The organism is Streptomyces sp. NPDC058469 (assembly GCF_042721125.1).
GTDB lineage: Bacteria > Actinomycetota > Actinomycetes > Streptomycetales > Streptomycetaceae > Streptomyces.
Genome location: NZ_JBHXME010000205.1, coordinates 1 through 17,357 on the forward strand (window position 1 = coordinate 1; position 17,357 = coordinate 17,357).

The window sequence follows — 17,357 nt, forward strand, 5'->3', positions numbered from 1 at the left end:
GGTCGCGCAGTTCCCCGCGCCCCTGAAAACCGGGCCTGCGGTCAGGGGGCGCGGGGCCCCGCCGGGCCGCGGGCGAAGATCCGGCGAAACCTACCGGTGTTTGAGCGGCGTCAGCTGCTCGATGTCGTATCGCCCCCGCAACTCCTCGATCGCCGCATGATCAGGAGGCCCCCCACCCCCCAGGATCTCCAACAGCTCCTCGAAATACCGTTCGTGATCCGGCGGCGGAGACGCCTGGAAGAACATCTTCGCCGGCGTCTCCGTCGGGTTCGCGAACGCGTGCGGACACCCGGGCGGTACGACGATCACCGTCCCCGGTGTCGCCCGCACCACCTGCGTGCCCGAACTCGACTCCCACCGCTGCCAGTTGTCCGGTGTACGGATCCGCGGCTCGAAGGCGAGGACGTCCAGCTCGCCTTCGAGCACGTAGAACAACTCCTCGCTACGGGTGTGCACATGGGCCCCGACGTCGAACCCCGGCGGCACCACCACCTCGAACGTGGACGCCGTCCGGGAGTGCGAGCCGGTCACCTTGAACGTCACGTGCTGCGCGGGTGTCTGTACGACCCGGCCGTGCCCCGGAGGGACCAGCAGCCCTTCGCTCGCCGTCATCGGCACCTCACCACGTCACCGGCAGCGCCTCAGGCCCGCGGATCAACGCGCCCTTCTTGAACGGCACTTCATCGGCCGGGACCGCGAGCCGCAGCCCCGGCACCCGGTCCAGCAGCGCGTCCACCAGCAGCTCGGACTCCAGCCGCGCCAGCATGTTGCCGGGACAGAAGTGCGGGCCGAAACCGAAGGACACATGCGGGTTCGGGCTGCGCGCGAAGTCGATCTTCTCGGGGTCGGGGAAGACGTCCGGGTCGCGGTTGGCGGCCAGGTACGACACGTACACCGGGTCGCCCGCCCGCATCCGAACGCCACGGATCTCCACGTCCTCCATGGCGATCCGGGACAGCCCGACCGCGTTGCGGTGCGGGATGTAGCGCAGCAGTTCGTCGATGGCCTGAGGTCTCAACTCCGGCTCGGAGTACAGCCGTTGGACGAGATCGGGGCGGGTCAGCAGCAGGTAGAACATCTGCCCGCTGTTGTTGGTGACCGCCTCGCCGCCGATCTGCAGCAGCACCGCGAGCCCCACCGCCTCCTCAAGCGTGATCTCCTCCCGGCCCACGGCGGCACCGAGCAGCGAGGCGACGTCCTCACCGTCGCTGCCCTCCCGCAGACCGATGAGATCGCCGAAGTAGGCGCCCATCTCCTCCTTGGCCTTCTCGCTGACCTTGACGCCGTGCGAGGAGGACAGGATGAGCTGGGTCCAGGTGTGCATGCCGTGCCGGTCGGCGGCCGGCACGCCCATCAGCTCGCAGATCACCGCGATCGGGAACGGACTCAGCACGGTCTCGGTGAGATCGGCCGGCGGTCCGCCCTGGAGCAGCTCGTCGATCAACTCGTCGAGCAGCAGCCGGGACTGCTCCCGCACCCGCTCCACCCCGCGCGCGGTGAACGCCGGGGCGACCGAGCGCCGTAGCCGGGTGTGGTCCGGCGGGTCGAGGAACCCGACCGCGCCGCGGGCCGGGATGAAGTGCGGGGCGAGCCGGGTCACCGGCTGGTCCATCACCGCCTCGCGGCTGAACCGGGGATCGTTGGTGACCATCCGCACGTCGTCGTGGCGGGTGACCAGCCAGGCCCAGCCCTCGCCGTTGGGCAGCTTGATCCGGTTGACCGGACCCTCCCGCATCAACTTGGCGAGGACCGGGTCGAAGTCCACCCCGGTCAGATCGAGGGCCGGCCAGGGCCGGACCGGGGGCAGGGTCTCGGTGAGCGTCTCTTCAGTCATGCGGTACTCAAGCCGTCTCTCGGTCGTCGCTGTGCCAGCGGCCCAGGGCCATCTCGGCGGTGATACCGGGTCCGAACCCGGCGAGCAGCCCGCGCGCCCGGTGTTCGGCGCCGCCCTCGTCGAAGAGCCGGCGCAGCGCGTCCAGGACGACGGCGCTGGCGATGTTGCCGTACTCGGTGAGGGTGGCCCGGCTGAACCGGAACGCGTGCGGGTCGACCTGCAGGAACTTGCTCAGGTCGTCGAGTATTCGGGGCCCGCCCGCGTGGACTATGTAGAAGTCCAGGTCGGCCGCGTCCCAGCCGTGCAGTCCCGCGAGGTCCTGGAGCGCCGGTGCGAGGGGCTCCATGGTGGCCGGCACCCGCTTGTCCAGCAGGAAGTGGAAGCCGGTGGCCCGGACGTCGTACATGATCCACTCTTCGGTCTTCGGGATCAGGTACGACCCGTTGCGCTCCAGCCGGATGCCCGTGCCGCCCTGCCCGCGCACCACGGCCGCGGCGATGCCGTCGCCGAACAGCCCGTTGGAGAGCAGGGAGCCGATGCCGAGGTCGGTCGGCTGGTAGCACAGCGAGCAGAACTCGCAGGCCACGATGAGCGCGTTGGCCTCGGGGTAGGCCGTGCAGAAGTCGTGCGCCCGGTTGATGGCCGCACCGCCGGCCGCACAGCCCAGCTGGGCGATGGGGATCTGGCGGGTCGTGGACTGGAAGGCCATCTCGTTGATCAGCCAGGCCGTGAGCGAGGGCATCATGAAGCCCGTGCACGAGACGTAGATGATCACGTCGATGTCGGTGGTGAGCAGCTCCGCCTCGTCGAGCGCGCGCTGCACGACCGCCGGGACCCGGGCCTTCGCCTCGGCCGCGTAGATCCTGTTGCGGTCCTCGAACCCGGGGTGCTTCAGGGTCTCCTCGATGGGCTGCACGATGTGCCGCGTGCGCACACCGGTGTTCTCGATCAGCCGGAGGGCCAGCGGCAGGTTGGGGTGGTCCGCGTGACGGGAGCGCGCCAGCTCCAGCGTCTCCTCCATCGTGATCACGTGCTCGGGAACCGACACCGAGGGTTTGCACAAAGTCGCCATGAACCGTCCCTGCTTTCGCCTTCCGGAAGGCTTTCGCCCGCCGGTCAGAAGGTGGTTCACCTCAGAGGGTGGTGCACCCACGATCACCCTTGAGGGCGACGATCTCTCGGTGGACTACTCCAATTCAGGGACCCTGTGTAAAGGTCGGATCAGTATCCGGACCCCCACCGACGGAGCACGCGATGACCCCGAACCCCCTCGTAGCCCGGATCGCGACCGGCACCGCCCCCTTGCAAACCCTCGCCACCCTGGCCCTGGAACAACACCGGGTGATCCCCGCCGACCGCCGGGCCTTCCTGCATCTGGCGCAACGCGAGACAGCCACCCCGGAGACGGCGGCGTTCTTCGAGTTCCTGGCGGAGGGGGAGTCGATGGCGGGGGAGCAGCTCATCGCCTTCGCGGAGGCATGCGGCGTGGACGAGACCCGGGTGCGGACCTATGAGCCGTTGCCCGGCTGCCAGGCCTATCCGGCATACGTCGCGTGGCTGGCCCTCAACGCCGAACCGACGGACGTGGTAGCGGCTTTGACATCCAACTTCGCGGAATGGGGCGGCTATTGCGCAACAATCGCCGGGGCACTGCGCGAGCACTACGGCTTCACCGACGAGGCCTGCGGCTTCTTCGACTTCTTCGCCGAGCCTGCGCCAGAGCTGGACGAGAAAGCAGCGGCAGCGGTCCGTGCGGGGCAGGTCAACGATGAACTGGTGCGGCGTTACAGCCGCATGCTTCAGCACTACGAGGCGAGCTTCTGGAACACGCTAGGCGCAACCCCTTAGGGGCGCGGGGAACTGCGCGACAAGCCACGACGCACCCGCACCCAGCAAACTACGAAGCGCCCCCACTGCTATGCGCAATACACGCAACGTCAATACGATCAGCCAGCTTCGCAAGCTCGATCGTCAGCGCAGCCACCGTGTCCTCATCAAGCCCCTCCTCCCCGGCCTCGACAAGGTGCAGCCACCGCCCACCCACGGTACGCAAAAGCTTGCTGACATCCGCGGCAGCCACCTGCAAGGTCCCGCGGTCGTCGACGATCAGAGGCAGAGTCACTTCGCGGTTCACAGAGGGGATCGTAGCCGCGGAACGCTCACGCTCCGTGCCATACCGTGGTGATGTTGCAGAACTCGCGGATTCCGTGCCCCGACAGCTCCCGCCCGTACCCGGACCGCTTCACCCCGCCGAACGGGAACGCCGGATGGGACGCGGTCATCCCGTTGAAGAAGACCCCGCCGGCCTCCAGGTCCCGTACGAACCGCTCGACCTCGGCCTCGTCCCGCGTCCACACGTTGGAACTCAACCCGAACGGCGTGTCGTTGGCGACGAGGACGGCCTCGTCGAGGTCGGCGACCCGGTACAGCGTGGCGACGGGTCCGAACGCCTCCTCGCGGTGGATCCGCATCTCGCGGGTGATGTCGGTGAGGACGGTCGGCGGGTAGTACCAGCCGTCCCCGTCGGGCCGCTCACCGCCGCACAGCACGGTCGCCCCGCTCTCCACCGCGTCGTCGACGAGTTCCTCCAGATCGCTGCGGCCCGCTTCGCTCGCGACCGGCCCGACCTCGGTCTCCTCCTCCAGGGGATCACCGACCGTGAGCGCCTTCATGCCCGCCACGAACCGTTCGGCGAACGCGTCGAAGACATCCGTGTGCACGATGAACCGCTTCGCGGCGATGCACGACTGTCCGTTGTTCTGCACCCGCGCGGTCACCGCGATCTGCGCGGCCCGGTCGATGTCGGCGGACGGCATGACGACGTACGGGTCGCTGCCGCCCAGTTCCAGCACCGTCTTCTTGACCATGTCCCCGGCGACGGACGCGACCGCCCGCCCCGCGGGCTCGCTGCCGGTGAGGGTGGCCGCCTTCACCCGCTCGTCGCGCAGGATCTCCTCGATCGCGCCGGAGCCGACCAGGAGCGTCTGGAAGGTGCCCTCGGAGAAGCCCGCCCGGTGGAACAGGTCCTCCAGGTAGAGGGCGGTCTGCGGGACGTTCGACGCGTGCTTGAGCAGGCCGACGTTGCCCGCCATCAGCGCGGGCGCGGCGAAGCGGATCACCTGCCACAGCGGGAAGTTCCACGGCATCACCGCGAGCACCGGGCCCAGCGGCCGGTAGCGCACCAGGGCCCGTGAACCGCCGGAGTCCTTGACGTCCGCGGCGGCGGGCTGCTCGTCGGCGAGCAGCTCCTCAGCGTGGTCGGCGTACCAGCGCATCGCCTTCGCGCACTTGGCGGCCTCCGCGCGGGCCTGCTTGACCGGCTTGCCCATCTCGACGGTCATCGTCCGGCCGATGTCCTGCTGATCCTCTTCGAGGAGGTCGGCGGCCTGGCGCATGAGCCGCGCCCGCTCGGCGAACGCGGTCGTCCGGTAGGTGCGGAACGTGGCCTCCGCGAGCTGGAGCCGGCGCTCGATCTCCTCGGCACCCATGGCCTCGTACGTCTTGACCGTCTCGCCGTTCGCCGGATTCACCGTCGCGATGGGCATGGCTGACCTCCTGGAGCGGGCTGTGCTTCGACCTTCCCGCGCGGCGCGGGGGTCCGCAACGCGTGGGTACACGCGATCGCTCAGTCCGAGTGCTCCGCCAGCCGATCCAGAAACGTGGCCTGCGCCGTGACGATGACCTCCCGCGCCCGTTCGAGGCTCAGCCACTCCACCCGGTCCAGCTCCGGGAACTCCTGGACCTGCCCGGACTTCGGCGGCCACTCCATCCGGAAGGTGCCGGGAACCATGGCCGCCGGGTCCAGATCGGCCTCGATCGCCCACGCGGTGACGACCTTCCCGTTGGTCTGCCGCACCTCGCCGAGCTCGATCGCCTCGCCGTCGGGCGGCGCGAGCCCCAGCTCCTCCTGGAACTCGCGCCGGGCCGCGTCCCAGGCGGTCTCGTCGGGCTCGTACTCGCCCTTGGGCACACTCCACGCCCCCGCGTCCCGTCGCGCGAAGAACGGCCCACCCATATGGCCGAGCAACACCTCCAGACCACGATCGGTGTGCCGGAACAACAGCAGCCCGGCACTCCGCTTCCCCCTCGCGTTCCCACTCACGGCTTCACCTCCGGATGCGCCGCCAGCAACGTCTCCACCGAATCCGCCTCCTCCGGCCGCTTGTCCTCGCGATACCGCACGACCCGCGCGAAGCGCAGAGTGACACCGGCCGGATAGCGGGTCGACTTCTGCAGGCCGTCATACGCGATTTCTACGACGAGCTCGGGCCGTACGGTCACCACGTGGCCGTCGCTCTCCACGGCCAGCTCCTGGAGGCGCTCGGTCTGCCAGGTCAGCATGGCGTCGGTCATTCCCTTGAAGGTCTTGCCGAGCATCGTGAAGGAACCGTCCGAACTGCTGGCGCCCAGATGGAGGTTGGAGAGCTTGCCGGTGCGACGGCCGTGGCCCCACTCGGCGGCCAGGACGACGAGGTCGAGGGTGTGGACGGGTTTCACCTTCAGCCAGGAGGCGCCCCGGCGGCCCGCGCTGTAGGGGGCGTCGAGGCCTTTGACCACAACCCCTTCGTGGCCCCGTTCCAGGGTCTCGGCGAGGAAGGCCTCCGCCGCCGGGACGTCCTCGGGGCCGGACACGAGGGTGCGGCGGACGCGCATCGGTTCGGGCACCAACTGGACCAGTTCCGCGTGCCGTTCGGCGAACGGCAGGTCGAGCAGATCGCGGCCGTCGACGGACAGCGCGTCGAAGAACACGGGGGAGACGGGGACCGTCCGGGCGGCCGTGGCCACGTCCACCCGGGAGCCGACCCGCCCCGCCGTCTCCTGGAAGGAACGGGGCCGCCCGTTCTCGTCGAAGGAGATGACCTCACCGTCCAGGATGAACCGCTCGCCTCTCAACTCCATTGCGGCGGAGGTGAGTTCGGGCAGGCGGTCGGTGATGTCGTCGAGGGTGCGGGTGTAGAGCCGTACGACATCGCCGTCGCGGTGGACCTGGACGCGGATGCCGTCGAGCTTCTCCTCGACCGCGCAGGCACCCAGCTTCTCGACCGCCTCGGCGACGGAGCCGGCGCTGTGCGCGAGCATCGGCAGGACCGGGCGGCCCACGGTCAGGCGGAAGCGGTCGAGGGAGGCGGGGCCTTCGGCGAGCAGGGCCTCGGCCACCGTCTGGAGCGAACCCGCCAGCATCACCGCCCGCCGAACGTCCGTTGCGGGCGCGCCCGTCGCCTCGGCCAGTCCCTCTACGGCGACCGCGTCCAGCGCGCCCTGCCGGACCTCACCGGTGATCAGCCCGAACAGGAAGCGCTGCTCGTCGGCGGTGGCCGCGCCCATCAACTCGCCCACCAGACGGGCCCGTTCGGCCTGTGAGCCGGCGCCCGACACCTTGCCGAGAGCCGTGAGCCGGGCGTCCACCTCGCGCACGGTGAGGGCGGGTTCCGGGGCCGGTTCGACCGGCTGGCTCAGTGCCTTCCAGCCGATGCCGAGGCGGCCCTGTGGCAGGCGGCCCGCCAGATACGGGATGACGATCGGGACGTCGTCGGCCTCCGCGTCCCGGAAGAGCTCCGCGAGGAGGGCGATCTTCCGGGAGCGCGCCGAGGTGGCGGCGACCTCCTGGGACACATGCGCGAGCCGGGTCAGCAGCATGCAGCCATCGTGCAACGGAGGCGGGCGGTCTACACCCGGACGGCCGCGTCGAGGTCGGTCATGAGCAGCTCACCGTTGATCGTGGCACCCGCGCGGTATCCGGCGGAGGCCGCGTTCACGACCTGCTCCGCGAAGCCCATCGCGTTGCCCACCGCCCACACACCGGGCACGGTCGTCAGGCCCGTGGGATCGACCACGGGGTACGCGCCGAACGGCGTCTCCTGCAACTCGGCGCCCAGCTTCTCCAGGAGGCCGGTCTGCGGGATGGGACGAGGCCCTACGAACAGGGCCTCGCGGGGGTGCGTGGTGCCGTCCGTGAGACGGACGCCGGTGAGCCGGTCGTCCTCGACGGCCAGTTCCGCGACTTCACCGGGTACTACGGCGACCCCGGCCGCGGCCAGCCTGCGCAGGTCGTCGCCCGTCAGCTCGGACTCGGCGACCGTGTGCAGGAACAGGGTCACGTCCTTGGACCACTGCGAGACGATCAGCGCCTGGTGCACACTCATCGGCGTCGTCGCGAGCACACCGAAGGCCTGGTCACGGACCTCCCAGCCGTGACAGTACGGGCAGTGGATCACGTCCCGCCCGAAGCGCTCGGCGACTCCGGGGACGGCGGGCAGCTCGTCCTTGAGACCGGTGGCGATCACGAGTCGACGTGCGTGCACGGTCTCCCCGCCTGCCAGCGCCACGGCGAAGCCCTCGCCCTCGTCCTCGCTCTTCGTGACGTCCACCGCGCGGTCCCGGACCAGATCGACGCCGTAGCGCGCGATCTCCTCGCGGCCCACGGCCAGGAACTCGGCCGGTGACATGCCGTCCCGGGACAGATAGCCCTGCATGTGCGCGGCGGGCGCGTTGCGCGGCTCGCCCGCGTCGACGACCAGCGTGCGGCGCCGGGACCGGCCCAGAACCAGCGCGGCGGAGAGCCCTGCCGTGCCGCCGCCGATGACGACCACTTCGTAGGTCCCGGTGTGTGTCTCGGTCATGGTGACCACCTCCACCCCCGAAGGTCGCCCCTTCGCTGCCGTATTGACAAACACGTTTGCCGAAACTGCAATATCGGTCATGAACGACGACACGGACGACGTACTCGCGGAGGTCGGCCCAAGGCTGCGCCGGATCCGCAAGGAGAAGGGCGCGACCCTCGCCGGTCTCTCGGAGGCGACCGGGATCTCGGTGAGCACCCTGTCCCGCCTGGAGTCCGGGCTGCGCAAGCCCAGCCTGGAACTGCTGCTCCCGATCGCGCGCGCTCACCAGGTGCCGTTGGACGAGTTGGTAGGGGCGCCGACGGTCCGGGACCCACGCGTACGCGCCGAACCGATCGTCCGAGGCGGCCGCACCCACTGGCCCCTGACCCGCCAGCCCGGCGGCCTTCAGGCGTACAAGGTCCTCGAACCCCAGCGAAAGGTCGAACCGGACCTACGTACCCACGAGGGCTACGAGTGGCTGTACGTCATGTCCGGGCGACTCCGTCTCCTGCTCGGCGAACACGACGTGGTGCTGGGGCCGGGGGAGGCCGCCGAGTTCGACACGCGGGTCCCGCACTGGTTCGGCTCGACGGGCGAGGGCCCGGTGGAGTTCCTGAGCCTGTTCGGCCCACAGGGGGAGCGGATGCATGTACGGGCGAGGCCAAAGCGCGGCCAGTGAAAAACGACGCCCCCTGGAGCGCCCCTTAAGGGGCGCGGGGAACTGCGCGACCAGCCCCCATCCGGCCGCGGCCAAAGAACCACACGCCCCCCGCGGAGCGTGACGAACCTGACGGTTCCCTGATCGGCAAGCGACCGCTTAGTATGCAATCGACCCCGGTCAGACAGAGCAGTCCCGTGGAGGCCCCGCATGCAGGCATGGCAAGTGCACGAGAACGGCGAGCCGAGTGAGGCGATGCGCCTGGCGGAGGTGGAACGACCCACGCCGGGCGAGGGCCAGGTCCTGCTCAAGGTACGCGCCGCGAACATCAACTTCCCGGACGTCCTGATGTGCCGAGGCCACTACCAGGTCAGGCCCCCGCTCCCGTTCACCCCCGGCGTGGAGATCTGCGGCGAGACCGAGGACGGCCGCCGCGTGATCGCCAACCCCGCGCTGCCGTACGGCGGTTTCGCCGAGTACGCCGTCGCGGACGCCGCCGCGCTGCTGCCCGCGCCCGACTCGCTGGACGACGCGGAGACGGCCGCGCTGCATATCGGCTACCAGACAGGGTGGTTCGCCCTCCATCAGCGCGCCCACCTGGAGGCCGGCGAGACCCTGCTCGTGCACGCAGCAGCCGGTGGCGTCGGTAGCGCCGCCGTACAGCTAGGCAAGGCGGCCGGCGCGCGGGTCATCGGTGTCGTCGGCGGCGCCGAAAAGGCCGTAGTCGCACGGGAGTTGGGCTGCGACGTCGTGATCGACCGGCGTACCGAGGACGTCGTCGCGGCCGTCAAGGCGGCCACCGGCGGGCGCGGTGCCGACGTGATCTACGACCCGGTCGGCGGCGACGCCTACACGCAGTCCACGAAGGTCGTCGCCTTCGAGGGCCGGATCGTGGTCGTGGGCTTCGCGAGCGGCACCATCCCGAGCCCGTCCCTCAACCACGCCCTGGTGAAGAACTACTCGATCCTGGGCCTGCATTGGGGCCTGTACGCCATCAAGAACCCGAAGCTGATCCTCCACTGCCACGAGCAGTTGACCGACCTGGCCGCGCGCGGCGCCATCAAGCCGCTGGTGAGCGAGCGTGTCCCGCTGGCCGGTGCGGCCGCCGCCGTGCAGCGGGTCGGCGACGGTGTCACCACCGGACGGGTCGTCGTCGTACCGTCCTTGGAGAACGGAGCCGCCGAATGAGCGAGGAGACCACGGGAGCGGCCTCGGTCGCGGCCGAACTGCGCCGCCGCACCCAGGAGTTGCTGGCCGCGCACCCGCCGCTGGAGACCGACCAGCTCGACTTCCTCAAGGCCCGCTTCGACGCGGGGCTCGCGTGGGTGCATTACCCCGAGGGCCTCGGGGGGCTCGGGGCGCCGCGCGCTCTCCAGGCCGTCGTGGACGCCGAGTTGGAGGCCGCGGGTGCTCCCGACAACGACCCGCGCCGGATCGGCATCGGCCTCGGCATGGCCGCGCCGACTGTCCTCGGCTTCGGCACCGAGGAGCAGAAGCAGCGCTTCCTCAGGCCCCTTTGGGTCGGCGAGGAGGTCTGGTGCCAGCTGTTCAGCGAGCCGGGTGCCGGGTCCGACCTGGCCGCGCTCGGTACGCGCGCGGTGCGTGAGGGCGACGACTGGATCGTCAACGGGCAGAAGGTGTGGACGTCCAGCGCCCACGTCGCCCGCTGGGCCATCCTCATCGCGCGCACCGACCCGGATGTGCCCAAGCACGCGGGCATCACCTACTTCATCTGCGACATGACCGACCCCGGCGTCGAGGTCAGGCCGCTGCGCCAGTTCACCGGCGAGGCCGAGTTCAACGAGGTCTTCCTCACCAACGTACGCATCCCCGACGCCCATCGCCTCGGCGAGATCGGCGACGGCTGGCGGGTCGCGCAGACCACGCTGATGAACGAGCGTGTCTCCATCGGCGGCATGCGCATCCCGCGCGAGGGCGGCATGATCGGCCCGATCAGCCAAACCTGGCGCGAACGCCCGGAGTTGCGCACGCACGACCTTCACCAACGCCTCCTCAAGCTCTGGGTCGAGGCCGAGGTCGCCCGGCTCTCCGGCGAGCGGCTGCGCCAGCAACTCGTCGCGGGCCAGCCTGGCCACGAGGGCTCCGGCATGAAGCTCTCCTTCGCCCGCCTCAACCAGGAGATCAGCGGTCTGGAGGTCGAACTCCGGGGCGAGGAAGGCCTGTTGTACGACGACTGGACCATGCGCCGTCCGGAACTGGTCGACTTCACCGGCCGCGACGCCGGTTACCGCTACCTCCGCTCCAAGGGCAACAGCATCGAGGGCGGGACCAGCGAGGTCCTGCTGAACATCGTCGCCGAGCGCGTCCTGGGCCTCCCGGCCGAGCCGCGCACCGACAAGAACGTCGCCTGGAAGGACCTCGCGCGATGACGGATCTGCTGTACTCGGAGGAGGAAGAGGCGCTGCGCGCCGCCGTCCGCGACCTGCTCACCGACCACTGCGACGCGGCGAGTGTCATCGTGCGCACCGAGTCGGACGCCCCGCACGACCTGTCCCTGTGGAAGTCCCTCGCCGACGGCATGGGCCTCGCCGGCCTCCTGGTGCCCGAGGAGCGGGGCGGCCAGGGCGCCACACACCGCGAAGTCGCCGTCGTACTGGAGGAGTTGGGCCGCGCGGTCGCCCCCGTCCCGTACCTCACGAGCGCGGTCGTCGCCACCGAGGCACTCCTCGCGTGCGACGCGGACGACCTCCTCGCCGAGCTGGCCTCGGGTCGGAGGATCGGCGTCCTCGCCGTCTCCCTGAGCGTCGCTCCGGGCGGCGCCCACAAGGTCGTACGGCATGAAAACGGCTCCCTGTACGGGGAGTTGACCGGGATTGCCGACGCGGCCGCCGCCGATGTGCTGCTGGTGCCAGGTGAGGACGGCGGGCTGTACGCCGTCGACGCGGGCGCCGTGGCCGTCGTACCGCAGGTGTCCCTGGACCTGACCCGGCCGTTGGCGCGCGTGGTGCTCGACGGGGCCGCGGGGCGCCGGATCGGGGACGCCGAACCCGCCGTGCGGCGTGCTCTGCGGGCCGGGGCCGGGCTGCTCGCGTCCGAGCAACTCGGGCTCGCCGACTGGACGTTGACGGAGACGGTGCGGTACCTGAAGGAGCGCAAGCAGTTCAACCGGCCCGTCGGTGGGTTCCAGGCGCTCAAGCACCGGCTGGCGCAGTTGTGGCTGGAGGTCGTCAGCCAGCGGGCCGCCGCGCGCAACGCGGCGGACGCCCTCGCGACCGGTGACGACACCGACGTGGCGGTGGCGGTCGCGCAGGCCTACGCGGCGTCCGTCGCCGTCCACGCGGCCGAGGAAGCCGTGCAGTTGCACGGTGGCATCGGCATGACGTGGGAGCACCCGGCCCACCTCTACCTGAAGCGGGCCAAGGCCGACTCGATCGCCTACGGCACGGCGGGCGCCCATCGCGAGGCGCTGGCGGAACTGGTCGATCTGCGAGCCCCCTGACCGCCGGTCGGCCGTTCGGTGAAGCCCGTCCCACCAGGGGCGGGCTTTTCGGTGCGCCCCCGCCGAAGGAGTGAACAAGCGAGGGCAGTCCGGCCAACTCCTGGCATGTGCAGGTTCGTTGGAGCCCCGTCCGCCTCATACTCCCTGTGGTTCGAACCCGCCCCACAGGGAGGAACACCATGGCCCTCATCACCCGTCGCAGAGCCCTCACCGCGCTCGGCGCCACCCTCGCGGCAGTCCTCGCCCCGCCTGCGGGCAGCGCCTTCGCCGGTGAACAAGGGCACCGACCGCGCCCGTTGTGGCGCGCCCACGCCCACAACGACTACGAGCACCCCCGCCCGCTCTTCGACGCTCTCGACCACCGCTTCGGCAGCGTCGAGGCCGACATCTTCCTCGTCGGCGACCAACTCCTCATCGGTCACGACGCGTCCGAACTCGATCCGAGCCGCACGCTCGAATCCCTCTACCTCGACCCGCTCTCCGCCCTCGTGAAGGCCAACCACGGTTCGGTGTACCGGGGTTGGCGCCAGCCACTCCAACTCCTGATCGACATCAAGACCGAGGGCTCCTCGACGTACCTCGAACTCGACCGCCATCTCCTGCGCTACAAGCACCTGTTCACGACCTACGCCCACGGACGCGTCCACCCGGGCGCGGTCACCAACGTCATCTCCGGCGACCGCGCGGCCCGTGTCCCGATGGAGGCGCAGACCGTGCGCCGCGCCTTCTACGACGGCAGGCTCGCCGACCTCGGCAGCTCGGCGCCCGCCTCCTTCATCTCGCTCATCAGCGACAACTGGGCGCTCAACTTCACCTGGCTCGGTGACGGGGCCTTCCCCGACGCCGAGCGGCAGAAGCTGCGCTCGATCGTCGCGCAGGCACACGCGCACGGGCAGACCGTGCGGTTCTGGAACACCCCGGACGTGGCGGGCCCCGCCCGTGACGCGCTGTGGGGCGAACTCTTCGACGCCGGTGTGGACTTCCTCAACACCGACGACCTGGCCGGCCTGGAAGCATTCCTGGACGCGCATCGCACGGTGTGACCCCACACGGACTGTCACCACACGTTCGGGGGACACGTCAGTAGCCCGGACGAACCCTCCGCTACGCCACACTTGCCGCCGAACGCCGTGAACCAGACATGGCGGCGTGGCGGAGGAGGGTGACGATGGCCATTTCCATCTCTGTGGTGCTGCTGCTCCTGATCCTTGCGGTGCTCTTCATGCGCAGCGGCGGGTTGAAGGTCTCCCACGCGCTGGTCTGCGCACTGCTCGGGTTCTTCATGGCGAGCACCAGCATGGCGCCCACGATCCACAGCGGCCTCACGGCCACCGCGGATCTGGTGAGCGGTCTGCATCCGTGAGATCAGCTGGTTGAGAAGACCCCGACGCCGTTCGGTACGGGCCGCTCGGCGCCGACGCTGGGATGGTTCCGTACCGTGACGGCGCTCGCGCCGGGTGCGCGGGCGACCAGGGTCGTCGAGCCGCCGCCGTCCAGACTGAAGGCGTCGGCCGAGCCCAGCTCCCTCATTTGCTTGGCGACTTCGGCGATCGTCAGACCGCTGCGGTAGGCGGCCGCACCGTCCGTCGCGAACAGCAGCAGACGGTGGCCGCCGTTCGCGATCCCCACGGCGGTGCGCACGGCCGAGGCCGTGTTGTCGAGACCGGCCAGCGGCTGACCGTTCCGCAGGACGGGGTAGCCGCCGAGGGCGAAGCGGTACGGGACGCCGGACCTCGACGCCACGAGACGGTGCTTCACCTGAACCCGCTCGCCGGTGAACAACTTCCGCAGCCGCTGCGCACCCGCCTCGCGGCCGACGAGGACGGTGGTGCCCGCGGCGATGGCACCACGGCCGGGGGTGTTGGACGCCGACATGACGCGGCCCCCGCGGACGGTCACCTCATAGGTGTCGGCGCTACAGGCGCCGGCCCGGTTCGTGTCCGTGCCACATGTGGCACGCACCCGGGAGACACCTCCCCACTGTGTGGTGAACGCACCGATGGAGTTCTCCGGCAGGGCGTACTGATTGAACCCGCCGAGCGTCAGCCGTCCCTGCGGGGTGCGGATCGACCCGCTGAGGGCGAGGCTGTCCAGCCGGGCCACGCGGTCGGCACCCACACCGAGCACGTTCCGGGTGTTCGTGCCGGGCGGCAGCGCGGGCCCGAAGCGCTGGCCGTCCGGCACCGCCGCCTTGAGCGCGACACCGCTCGCGATCGCCGGTCCGTCGGTGGAACCGGTGGCCTCGACGCCCGGGTGCTGTGTCTCGGTGATGTTGAAGAAGTCACCGTTGACGCCCGCCACGGCACCCGCCGAGTCGGCCAGCTGGGACACGGGCTCCCGGGCCGCCACCGCACCCGGGTACAGCAGGTTGACGCGCACATGGGCGTTGCGCAGGTCTACGACGACCACATGGGCGTGGGTCACACCCTTGGCCGCCGTGATGTCGAACTGCTCGTAGGTGACACCCGGCGCCAGCCGCGTGGTGCCCGGCACGGCGCCGGCCGGTGCCGCCCCCGCCAGGGCCGCACCGGCCAGCGCGCCGAATGCCGTGAGATACGTGAGTGCGGATCGGACTGCTCTTAAACGTCTTTGACGGTGCGTCACAGGATCCCCTGATGTCTCGTCAACTCTCTCAGGTCTCAGGGGAAGTGCATCAGATGACGGTGACCGGCGGGGCTGCTAGGCGCCGACTACACGGGAACGGGTGAGAAAACGCACCCCCTCGGGTGCTTCCAACGAGAAACCACTGCCGCGCCCTGCTACGACGTCCACGATCAGCCGCGTATGGCTCCACACCTCGTACTGGCTGCGCGAGATCCAGAACGTCACGGGCTCCGGCACGCCCTCGACCTCCAGTTCCGCGAGCAGCACGTCCGAACCGCCGGTACGGAACTCGCCCTCCGGGTAGCACATGGGCGCGCTGCCGTCGCAGCAGCCGCCGGACTGATGGAACATCAACGGGCCGTGCTGTGCGTGGAGTTGGCGCAGCAGGTCGGCTGCGGCGGGGGTGAGTTCGACGCGCGGTGTCTTGTCGTCCATGTCAGCCGTCCCAGGAGCCGGATGCGGGTGGCGCGGGTGTGGTGGGTTGTGTGGGTGGCCCAGCGCATCACACGCAAGGTTGCGAGAGGGTTGCGTACCTGTGCGGCGTATCTATTCGCCGCTTATTCGGCTCGGAGTGCGGTCGCCGTGCGGATGCGTGCCGCCCAGCCGGCCGGCAGCAGGGAGCCGAGTACGGCGACGGCGACGCCGGCGAGTCCGAGCAGGACCAGGTCCTGGGGGTCGTAGACATCGATGACGGAGTGGGGCAGCCGGAGGCCCGCCGCGTGGCCCATCGCGGGGATCACCGCGCTGTGCACGGCCAGGCCCAGCGGCACACCGAGGGCGCCGCCGGCCAGTCCGGGCAGGACGACCGAGGTGACGACCATCGTGACGGTCTGCCGGGGTGTCATGCCGAGCGCTTTGTGGATGCCGAGGTCGTGGACGCGCTCGTGGGTGTCGAGGACGACCCCGCCCAGCACACCGAGCCCGGCGACGCACACCAGCATCAGGGTGAGCAGCGCGGTGAGCGAGTCGAGGATGGTGACGGTGTCGCTGCCGTTCGAGTACTTGCTGCTGGTCGCGGTGACCCCCAGGGGCTTCAACTCGGCGTCGAGCGTGGTGACATACGCGTCCGTGTCCGTGCCGGGCTTCAGATCGACGTACTGGGTCGTGGAGTTGAGGTCGGGTGCGGCGGCCTTGAGGGTGGCGGCGTCGGTGAAGACGGTCCGGCCGTCGTTGCCTGTGTCGAACACCTCGCCAACGATCCGGACCACAACTGGCTTGCCCCGCACGGTGAGTGCGACGGTGTCGCCGACCTTCGCTCCGGTGGCGGTCAGGACGGTGCTGGGCACCACGGCTTCGCCCGCCCCGCTGAACCAGCGCCCGCTGACCATGGTGAATCCGCCCCAGGAGGCGTCGCCGTCGAACGCGGTCACGGTGACGGGTCCGCTTATCCCCGATACGGCTGCGTCTGTGGAGGCGCTGCCGTAGTACGCACGGGTGCCGGGCTGGGCGGCGATCGCGGCGGTGACTGCGGTGACGGTGGTGGGATTGGTGGGATTGGCAGGATCGGTGGCGGTCGGCTGCCCCTGGCGGACCGCCTTGCCCGCCCCGGGCCGCCCGGCAGACCCACCCGGTGAACTGACGGTGAGGTCGGCGGCGTTGTGGTTCTTGGACGCGATCACCTCACCCAACGACGAGGACAGCCCGGTGGCGAAGGTGACGGCCGCGACGCCGAACAACACCGCGACAACCATCGCGACGGTACGCGCGGGCCGCGCGAACGGCCGCGCCAGCCCCAGCCCCACGGCCCGCGACACCGGCATCCGAGCGGCAAGCTGGGCTGCCCACCGGCCTGGGTCTGTGGCCGGGGCGCGCTCGATCGGCTGGTGGTCTTGGCCGGTGACCGAGGTGTGTCCGGCTGCCCATCGGTCCTGGCCTGCTGCCGGGGTGTGTTCGTCCGCCCGCCGATCGTCGCCTGCGGCCAGAACACGTCCGGGTGCCCAGCGGCTCCGGCTCGCTGGTGGGGTGTGCCCTGACGCCTGCTGGTCTTGGCCTGCTGCTGAGGTGGGCTCTGGCGTCCGGGGGTCTCGGCTTGCTGCTGGGGCGCGTTCGAACTTCCGTCGGTCGTGACTCGCTGTCCAGATGCGTCCGCTTGCCCACCGGCCCCGGCCTTCTGCCGGAGTTCGTCCGGCCGTCTGCCGGTCTTGGCCAACCGTCGGGGCACGTCCCGCCCTCCGTCGGTCGTGACTCGCTGTCCAGATA

18 protein-coding genes are annotated in these 17,357 nt (G+C 70.3%); 7 read left to right on the top strand and 11 right to left on the bottom strand.

Annotation, left to right across the window (positions count from 1 at the left end; translation table 11 throughout):
• Nucleotides 1-90 precede the first annotated feature (90 nt).
• Genes ACFWP5_RS46635 through ACFWP5_RS46645 form a run of 3 tightly spaced genes read right to left on the bottom strand, consistent with a single transcriptional unit; the run spans nucleotide 91 to nucleotide 2,906 of the window.
• On the bottom strand, nucleotides 91-612 hold the full coding sequence (locus tag ACFWP5_RS46635) for a cupin domain-containing protein (RefSeq protein WP_384171534.1): 522 nt from the start codon (nucleotides 610-612) through the stop codon (nucleotides 91-93).
• A 7-nt stretch (nucleotides 613-619) separates the two neighbouring features.
• Nucleotides 620-1,834, bottom strand: coding sequence for a cytochrome P450 (locus ACFWP5_RS46640; RefSeq protein ID WP_384171537.1), 1,215 nt, complete (start codon nucleotides 1,832-1,834; stop codon nucleotides 620-622).
• A gap of 7 nt (nucleotides 1,835-1,841) precedes the next feature.
• Nucleotides 1,842-2,906, bottom strand: coding sequence for a type III polyketide synthase (locus ACFWP5_RS46645; protein ID WP_384171540.1), 1,065 nt, complete (start codon nucleotides 2,904-2,906; stop codon nucleotides 1,842-1,844).
• Nucleotides 2,907-3,088: 182 nt separating this feature from the next.
• Between ACFWP5_RS46645 and ACFWP5_RS46650 the strand changes: the two genes are divergently transcribed.
• Nucleotides 3,089-3,682 (top strand): transcriptional regulator, encoded by a 594-nt coding sequence (locus ACFWP5_RS46650; RefSeq protein WP_384171543.1) that lies wholly within the window; start codon nucleotides 3,089-3,091, stop codon nucleotides 3,680-3,682.
• Between the two features lie 49 nt (nucleotides 3,683-3,731).
• Here the strand turns inward: ACFWP5_RS46650 and ACFWP5_RS46655 are convergent, their stop codons facing one another.
• From ACFWP5_RS46655 to ACFWP5_RS46675, 5 genes are all read right to left on the bottom strand, one after another.
• Nucleotides 3,732-3,968: a DUF6213 family protein gene (locus ACFWP5_RS46655; RefSeq protein ID WP_059198358.1), complete on the bottom strand. Its 237-nt coding sequence runs from the start codon at nucleotides 3,966-3,968 to the stop codon at nucleotides 3,732-3,734.
• A 25-nt stretch (nucleotides 3,969-3,993) separates the two neighbouring features.
• Nucleotides 3,994-5,379 carry an NADP-dependent succinic semialdehyde dehydrogenase gene (locus tag ACFWP5_RS46660; protein WP_384171546.1) on the bottom strand — a complete coding sequence of 462 codons (1,386 nt, stop codon included), beginning with the start codon at nucleotides 5,377-5,379 and terminating at the stop codon, nucleotides 3,994-3,996.
• Nucleotides 5,380-5,459: 80 nt separating this feature from the next.
• Nucleotides 5,460-5,936 (bottom strand): NUDIX domain-containing protein, encoded by a 477-nt coding sequence (locus ACFWP5_RS46665; RefSeq protein ID WP_384171549.1) that lies wholly within the window; start codon nucleotides 5,934-5,936, stop codon nucleotides 5,460-5,462.
• Nucleotides 5,933-7,471 (bottom strand): ATP-dependent DNA ligase, encoded by a 1,539-nt coding sequence (locus tag ACFWP5_RS46670; RefSeq protein WP_384171552.1) that lies wholly within the window; start codon nucleotides 7,469-7,471, stop codon nucleotides 5,933-5,935. Before ACFWP5_RS46670 ends, ACFWP5_RS46665 begins: the two co-directional genes overlap by 4 nt.
• A gap of 29 nt (nucleotides 7,472-7,500) precedes the next feature.
• Entirely contained in the window at nucleotides 7,501-8,454 is a 954-nt protein-coding gene (locus ACFWP5_RS46675; protein WP_384171555.1) for an NAD(P)/FAD-dependent oxidoreductase, read from the bottom strand.
• A gap of 79 nt (nucleotides 8,455-8,533) precedes the next feature.
• On the opposite strand from ACFWP5_RS46675, the gene ACFWP5_RS46680 reads away from it, so the two are divergent.
• The 6 genes from ACFWP5_RS46680 to ACFWP5_RS46705 all read left to right on the top strand — a co-directional run bounded on the left by ACFWP5_RS46680 (nucleotide 8,534) and on the right by ACFWP5_RS46705 (nucleotide 13,917).
• Nucleotides 8,534-9,115, top strand: coding sequence for a helix-turn-helix domain-containing protein (locus tag ACFWP5_RS46680; RefSeq protein WP_384171558.1), 582 nt, complete (start codon nucleotides 8,534-8,536; stop codon nucleotides 9,113-9,115).
• Nucleotides 9,116-9,304: 189 nt separating this feature from the next.
• Nucleotides 9,305-10,282, top strand: a complete 978-nt coding sequence (locus tag ACFWP5_RS46685; protein WP_384171561.1) for an NADPH:quinone oxidoreductase family protein — start codon at nucleotides 9,305-9,307, stop codon at nucleotides 10,280-10,282.
• Entirely contained in the window at nucleotides 10,279-11,484 is a 1,206-nt protein-coding gene (locus tag ACFWP5_RS46690; protein ID WP_384171564.1) for an acyl-CoA dehydrogenase family protein, read from the top strand. The genes ACFWP5_RS46685 and ACFWP5_RS46690 overlap by 4 nt, the downstream gene beginning before the upstream one ends.
• Nucleotides 11,481-12,554 carry an acyl-CoA dehydrogenase family protein gene (locus ACFWP5_RS46695; protein WP_384171567.1) on the top strand — a complete coding sequence of 358 codons (1,074 nt, stop codon included), beginning with the start codon at nucleotides 11,481-11,483 and terminating at the stop codon, nucleotides 12,552-12,554. The genes ACFWP5_RS46690 and ACFWP5_RS46695 overlap by 4 nt, the downstream gene beginning before the upstream one ends.
• Nucleotides 12,555-12,733: 179 nt before the next feature.
• Nucleotides 12,734-13,597, top strand: coding sequence for a phosphatidylinositol-specific phospholipase C/glycerophosphodiester phosphodiesterase family protein (locus ACFWP5_RS46700; RefSeq protein WP_384171570.1), 864 nt, complete (start codon nucleotides 12,734-12,736; stop codon nucleotides 13,595-13,597).
• 125 nt (nucleotides 13,598-13,722) lie between these two features.
• Nucleotides 13,723-13,917, top strand: a complete 195-nt coding sequence (locus tag ACFWP5_RS46705; protein ID WP_384171572.1) for a hypothetical protein — start codon at nucleotides 13,723-13,725, stop codon at nucleotides 13,915-13,917.
• A gap of 2 nt (nucleotides 13,918-13,919) precedes the next feature.
• On the opposite strand, the gene ACFWP5_RS46710 is transcribed toward ACFWP5_RS46705, so the two are convergent.
• The 3 genes from ACFWP5_RS46710 to ACFWP5_RS46720 all read right to left on the bottom strand — a co-directional run bounded on the left by ACFWP5_RS46710 (nucleotide 13,920) and on the right by ACFWP5_RS46720 (nucleotide 16,918).
• Complete coding sequence (locus tag ACFWP5_RS46710; RefSeq protein ID WP_384171575.1) at nucleotides 13,920-15,158, bottom strand: phosphodiester glycosidase family protein; 1,239 nt, start codon at nucleotides 15,156-15,158, stop codon at nucleotides 13,920-13,922.
• Between the two features lie 75 nt (nucleotides 15,159-15,233).
• The gene (locus tag ACFWP5_RS46715) at nucleotides 15,234-15,593 is read right to left on the bottom strand and encodes a DUF779 domain-containing protein (RefSeq protein WP_384171578.1); all 360 of its coding nucleotides are present in this window, start codon (nucleotides 15,591-15,593) and stop codon (nucleotides 15,234-15,236) included.
• Between the two features lie 122 nt (nucleotides 15,594-15,715).
• A complete protein-coding gene (locus ACFWP5_RS46720) occupies nucleotides 15,716-16,918 on the bottom strand; it encodes an ABC transporter permease (protein ID WP_384171581.1) in 1,203 nt (400 codons plus the stop codon).
• Nucleotides 16,919-17,357 lie beyond the last annotated feature (439 nt).

Bases quoted from the DNA above. Each gene is read 5' to 3' on its own strand.
- ACFWP5_RS46680 (WP_384171558.1), top strand. From the start codon at position 8,534: ATGAACGACGACACGGACGACGTACTCGCGGAGGTCGGCCCAAGGCTG.
- ACFWP5_RS46675 (WP_384171555.1), bottom strand. From the start codon at position 8,454: ATGACCGAGACACACACCGGGACCTACGAAGTGGTCGTCATCGGCGGC.
- ACFWP5_RS46660 (WP_384171546.1), bottom strand. From the start codon at position 5,379: ATGCCCATCGCGACGGTGAATCCGGCGAACGGCGAGACGGTCAAGACG.
- ACFWP5_RS46635 (WP_384171534.1), bottom strand. From the start codon at position 612: ATGACGGCGAGCGAAGGGCTGCTGGTCCCTCCGGGGCACGGCCGGGTC.
- ACFWP5_RS46695 (WP_384171567.1), top strand. From the start codon at position 11,481: ATGACGGATCTGCTGTACTCGGAGGAGGAAGAGGCGCTGCGCGCCGCC.
- ACFWP5_RS46720 (WP_384171581.1), bottom strand. From the start codon at position 16,918: ATGCCGGTGTCGCGGGCCGTGGGGCTGGGGCTGGCGCGGCCGTTCGCG.
- ACFWP5_RS46705 (WP_384171572.1), top strand. From the start codon at position 13,723: ATGGCCATTTCCATCTCTGTGGTGCTGCTGCTCCTGATCCTTGCGGTG.
- ACFWP5_RS46685 (WP_384171561.1), top strand. From the start codon at position 9,305: ATGCAGGCATGGCAAGTGCACGAGAACGGCGAGCCGAGTGAGGCGATG.
- ACFWP5_RS46640 (WP_384171537.1), bottom strand. From the start codon at position 1,834: ATGACTGAAGAGACGCTCACCGAGACCCTGCCCCCGGTCCGGCCCTGG.
- ACFWP5_RS46690 (WP_384171564.1), top strand. From the start codon at position 10,279: ATGAGCGAGGAGACCACGGGAGCGGCCTCGGTCGCGGCCGAACTGCGC.
- ACFWP5_RS46715 (WP_384171578.1), bottom strand. From the start codon at position 15,593: ATGGACGACAAGACACCGCGCGTCGAACTCACCCCCGCCGCAGCCGAC.
- ACFWP5_RS46650 (WP_384171543.1), top strand. From the start codon at position 3,089: ATGACCCCGAACCCCCTCGTAGCCCGGATCGCGACCGGCACCGCCCCC.
- ACFWP5_RS46645 (WP_384171540.1), bottom strand. From the start codon at position 2,906: ATGGCGACTTTGTGCAAACCCTCGGTGTCGGTTCCCGAGCACGTGATC.
- ACFWP5_RS46670 (WP_384171552.1), bottom strand. From the start codon at position 7,471: ATGCTGCTGACCCGGCTCGCGCATGTGTCCCAGGAGGTCGCCGCCACC.
- ACFWP5_RS46700 (WP_384171570.1), top strand. From the start codon at position 12,734: ATGGCCCTCATCACCCGTCGCAGAGCCCTCACCGCGCTCGGCGCCACC.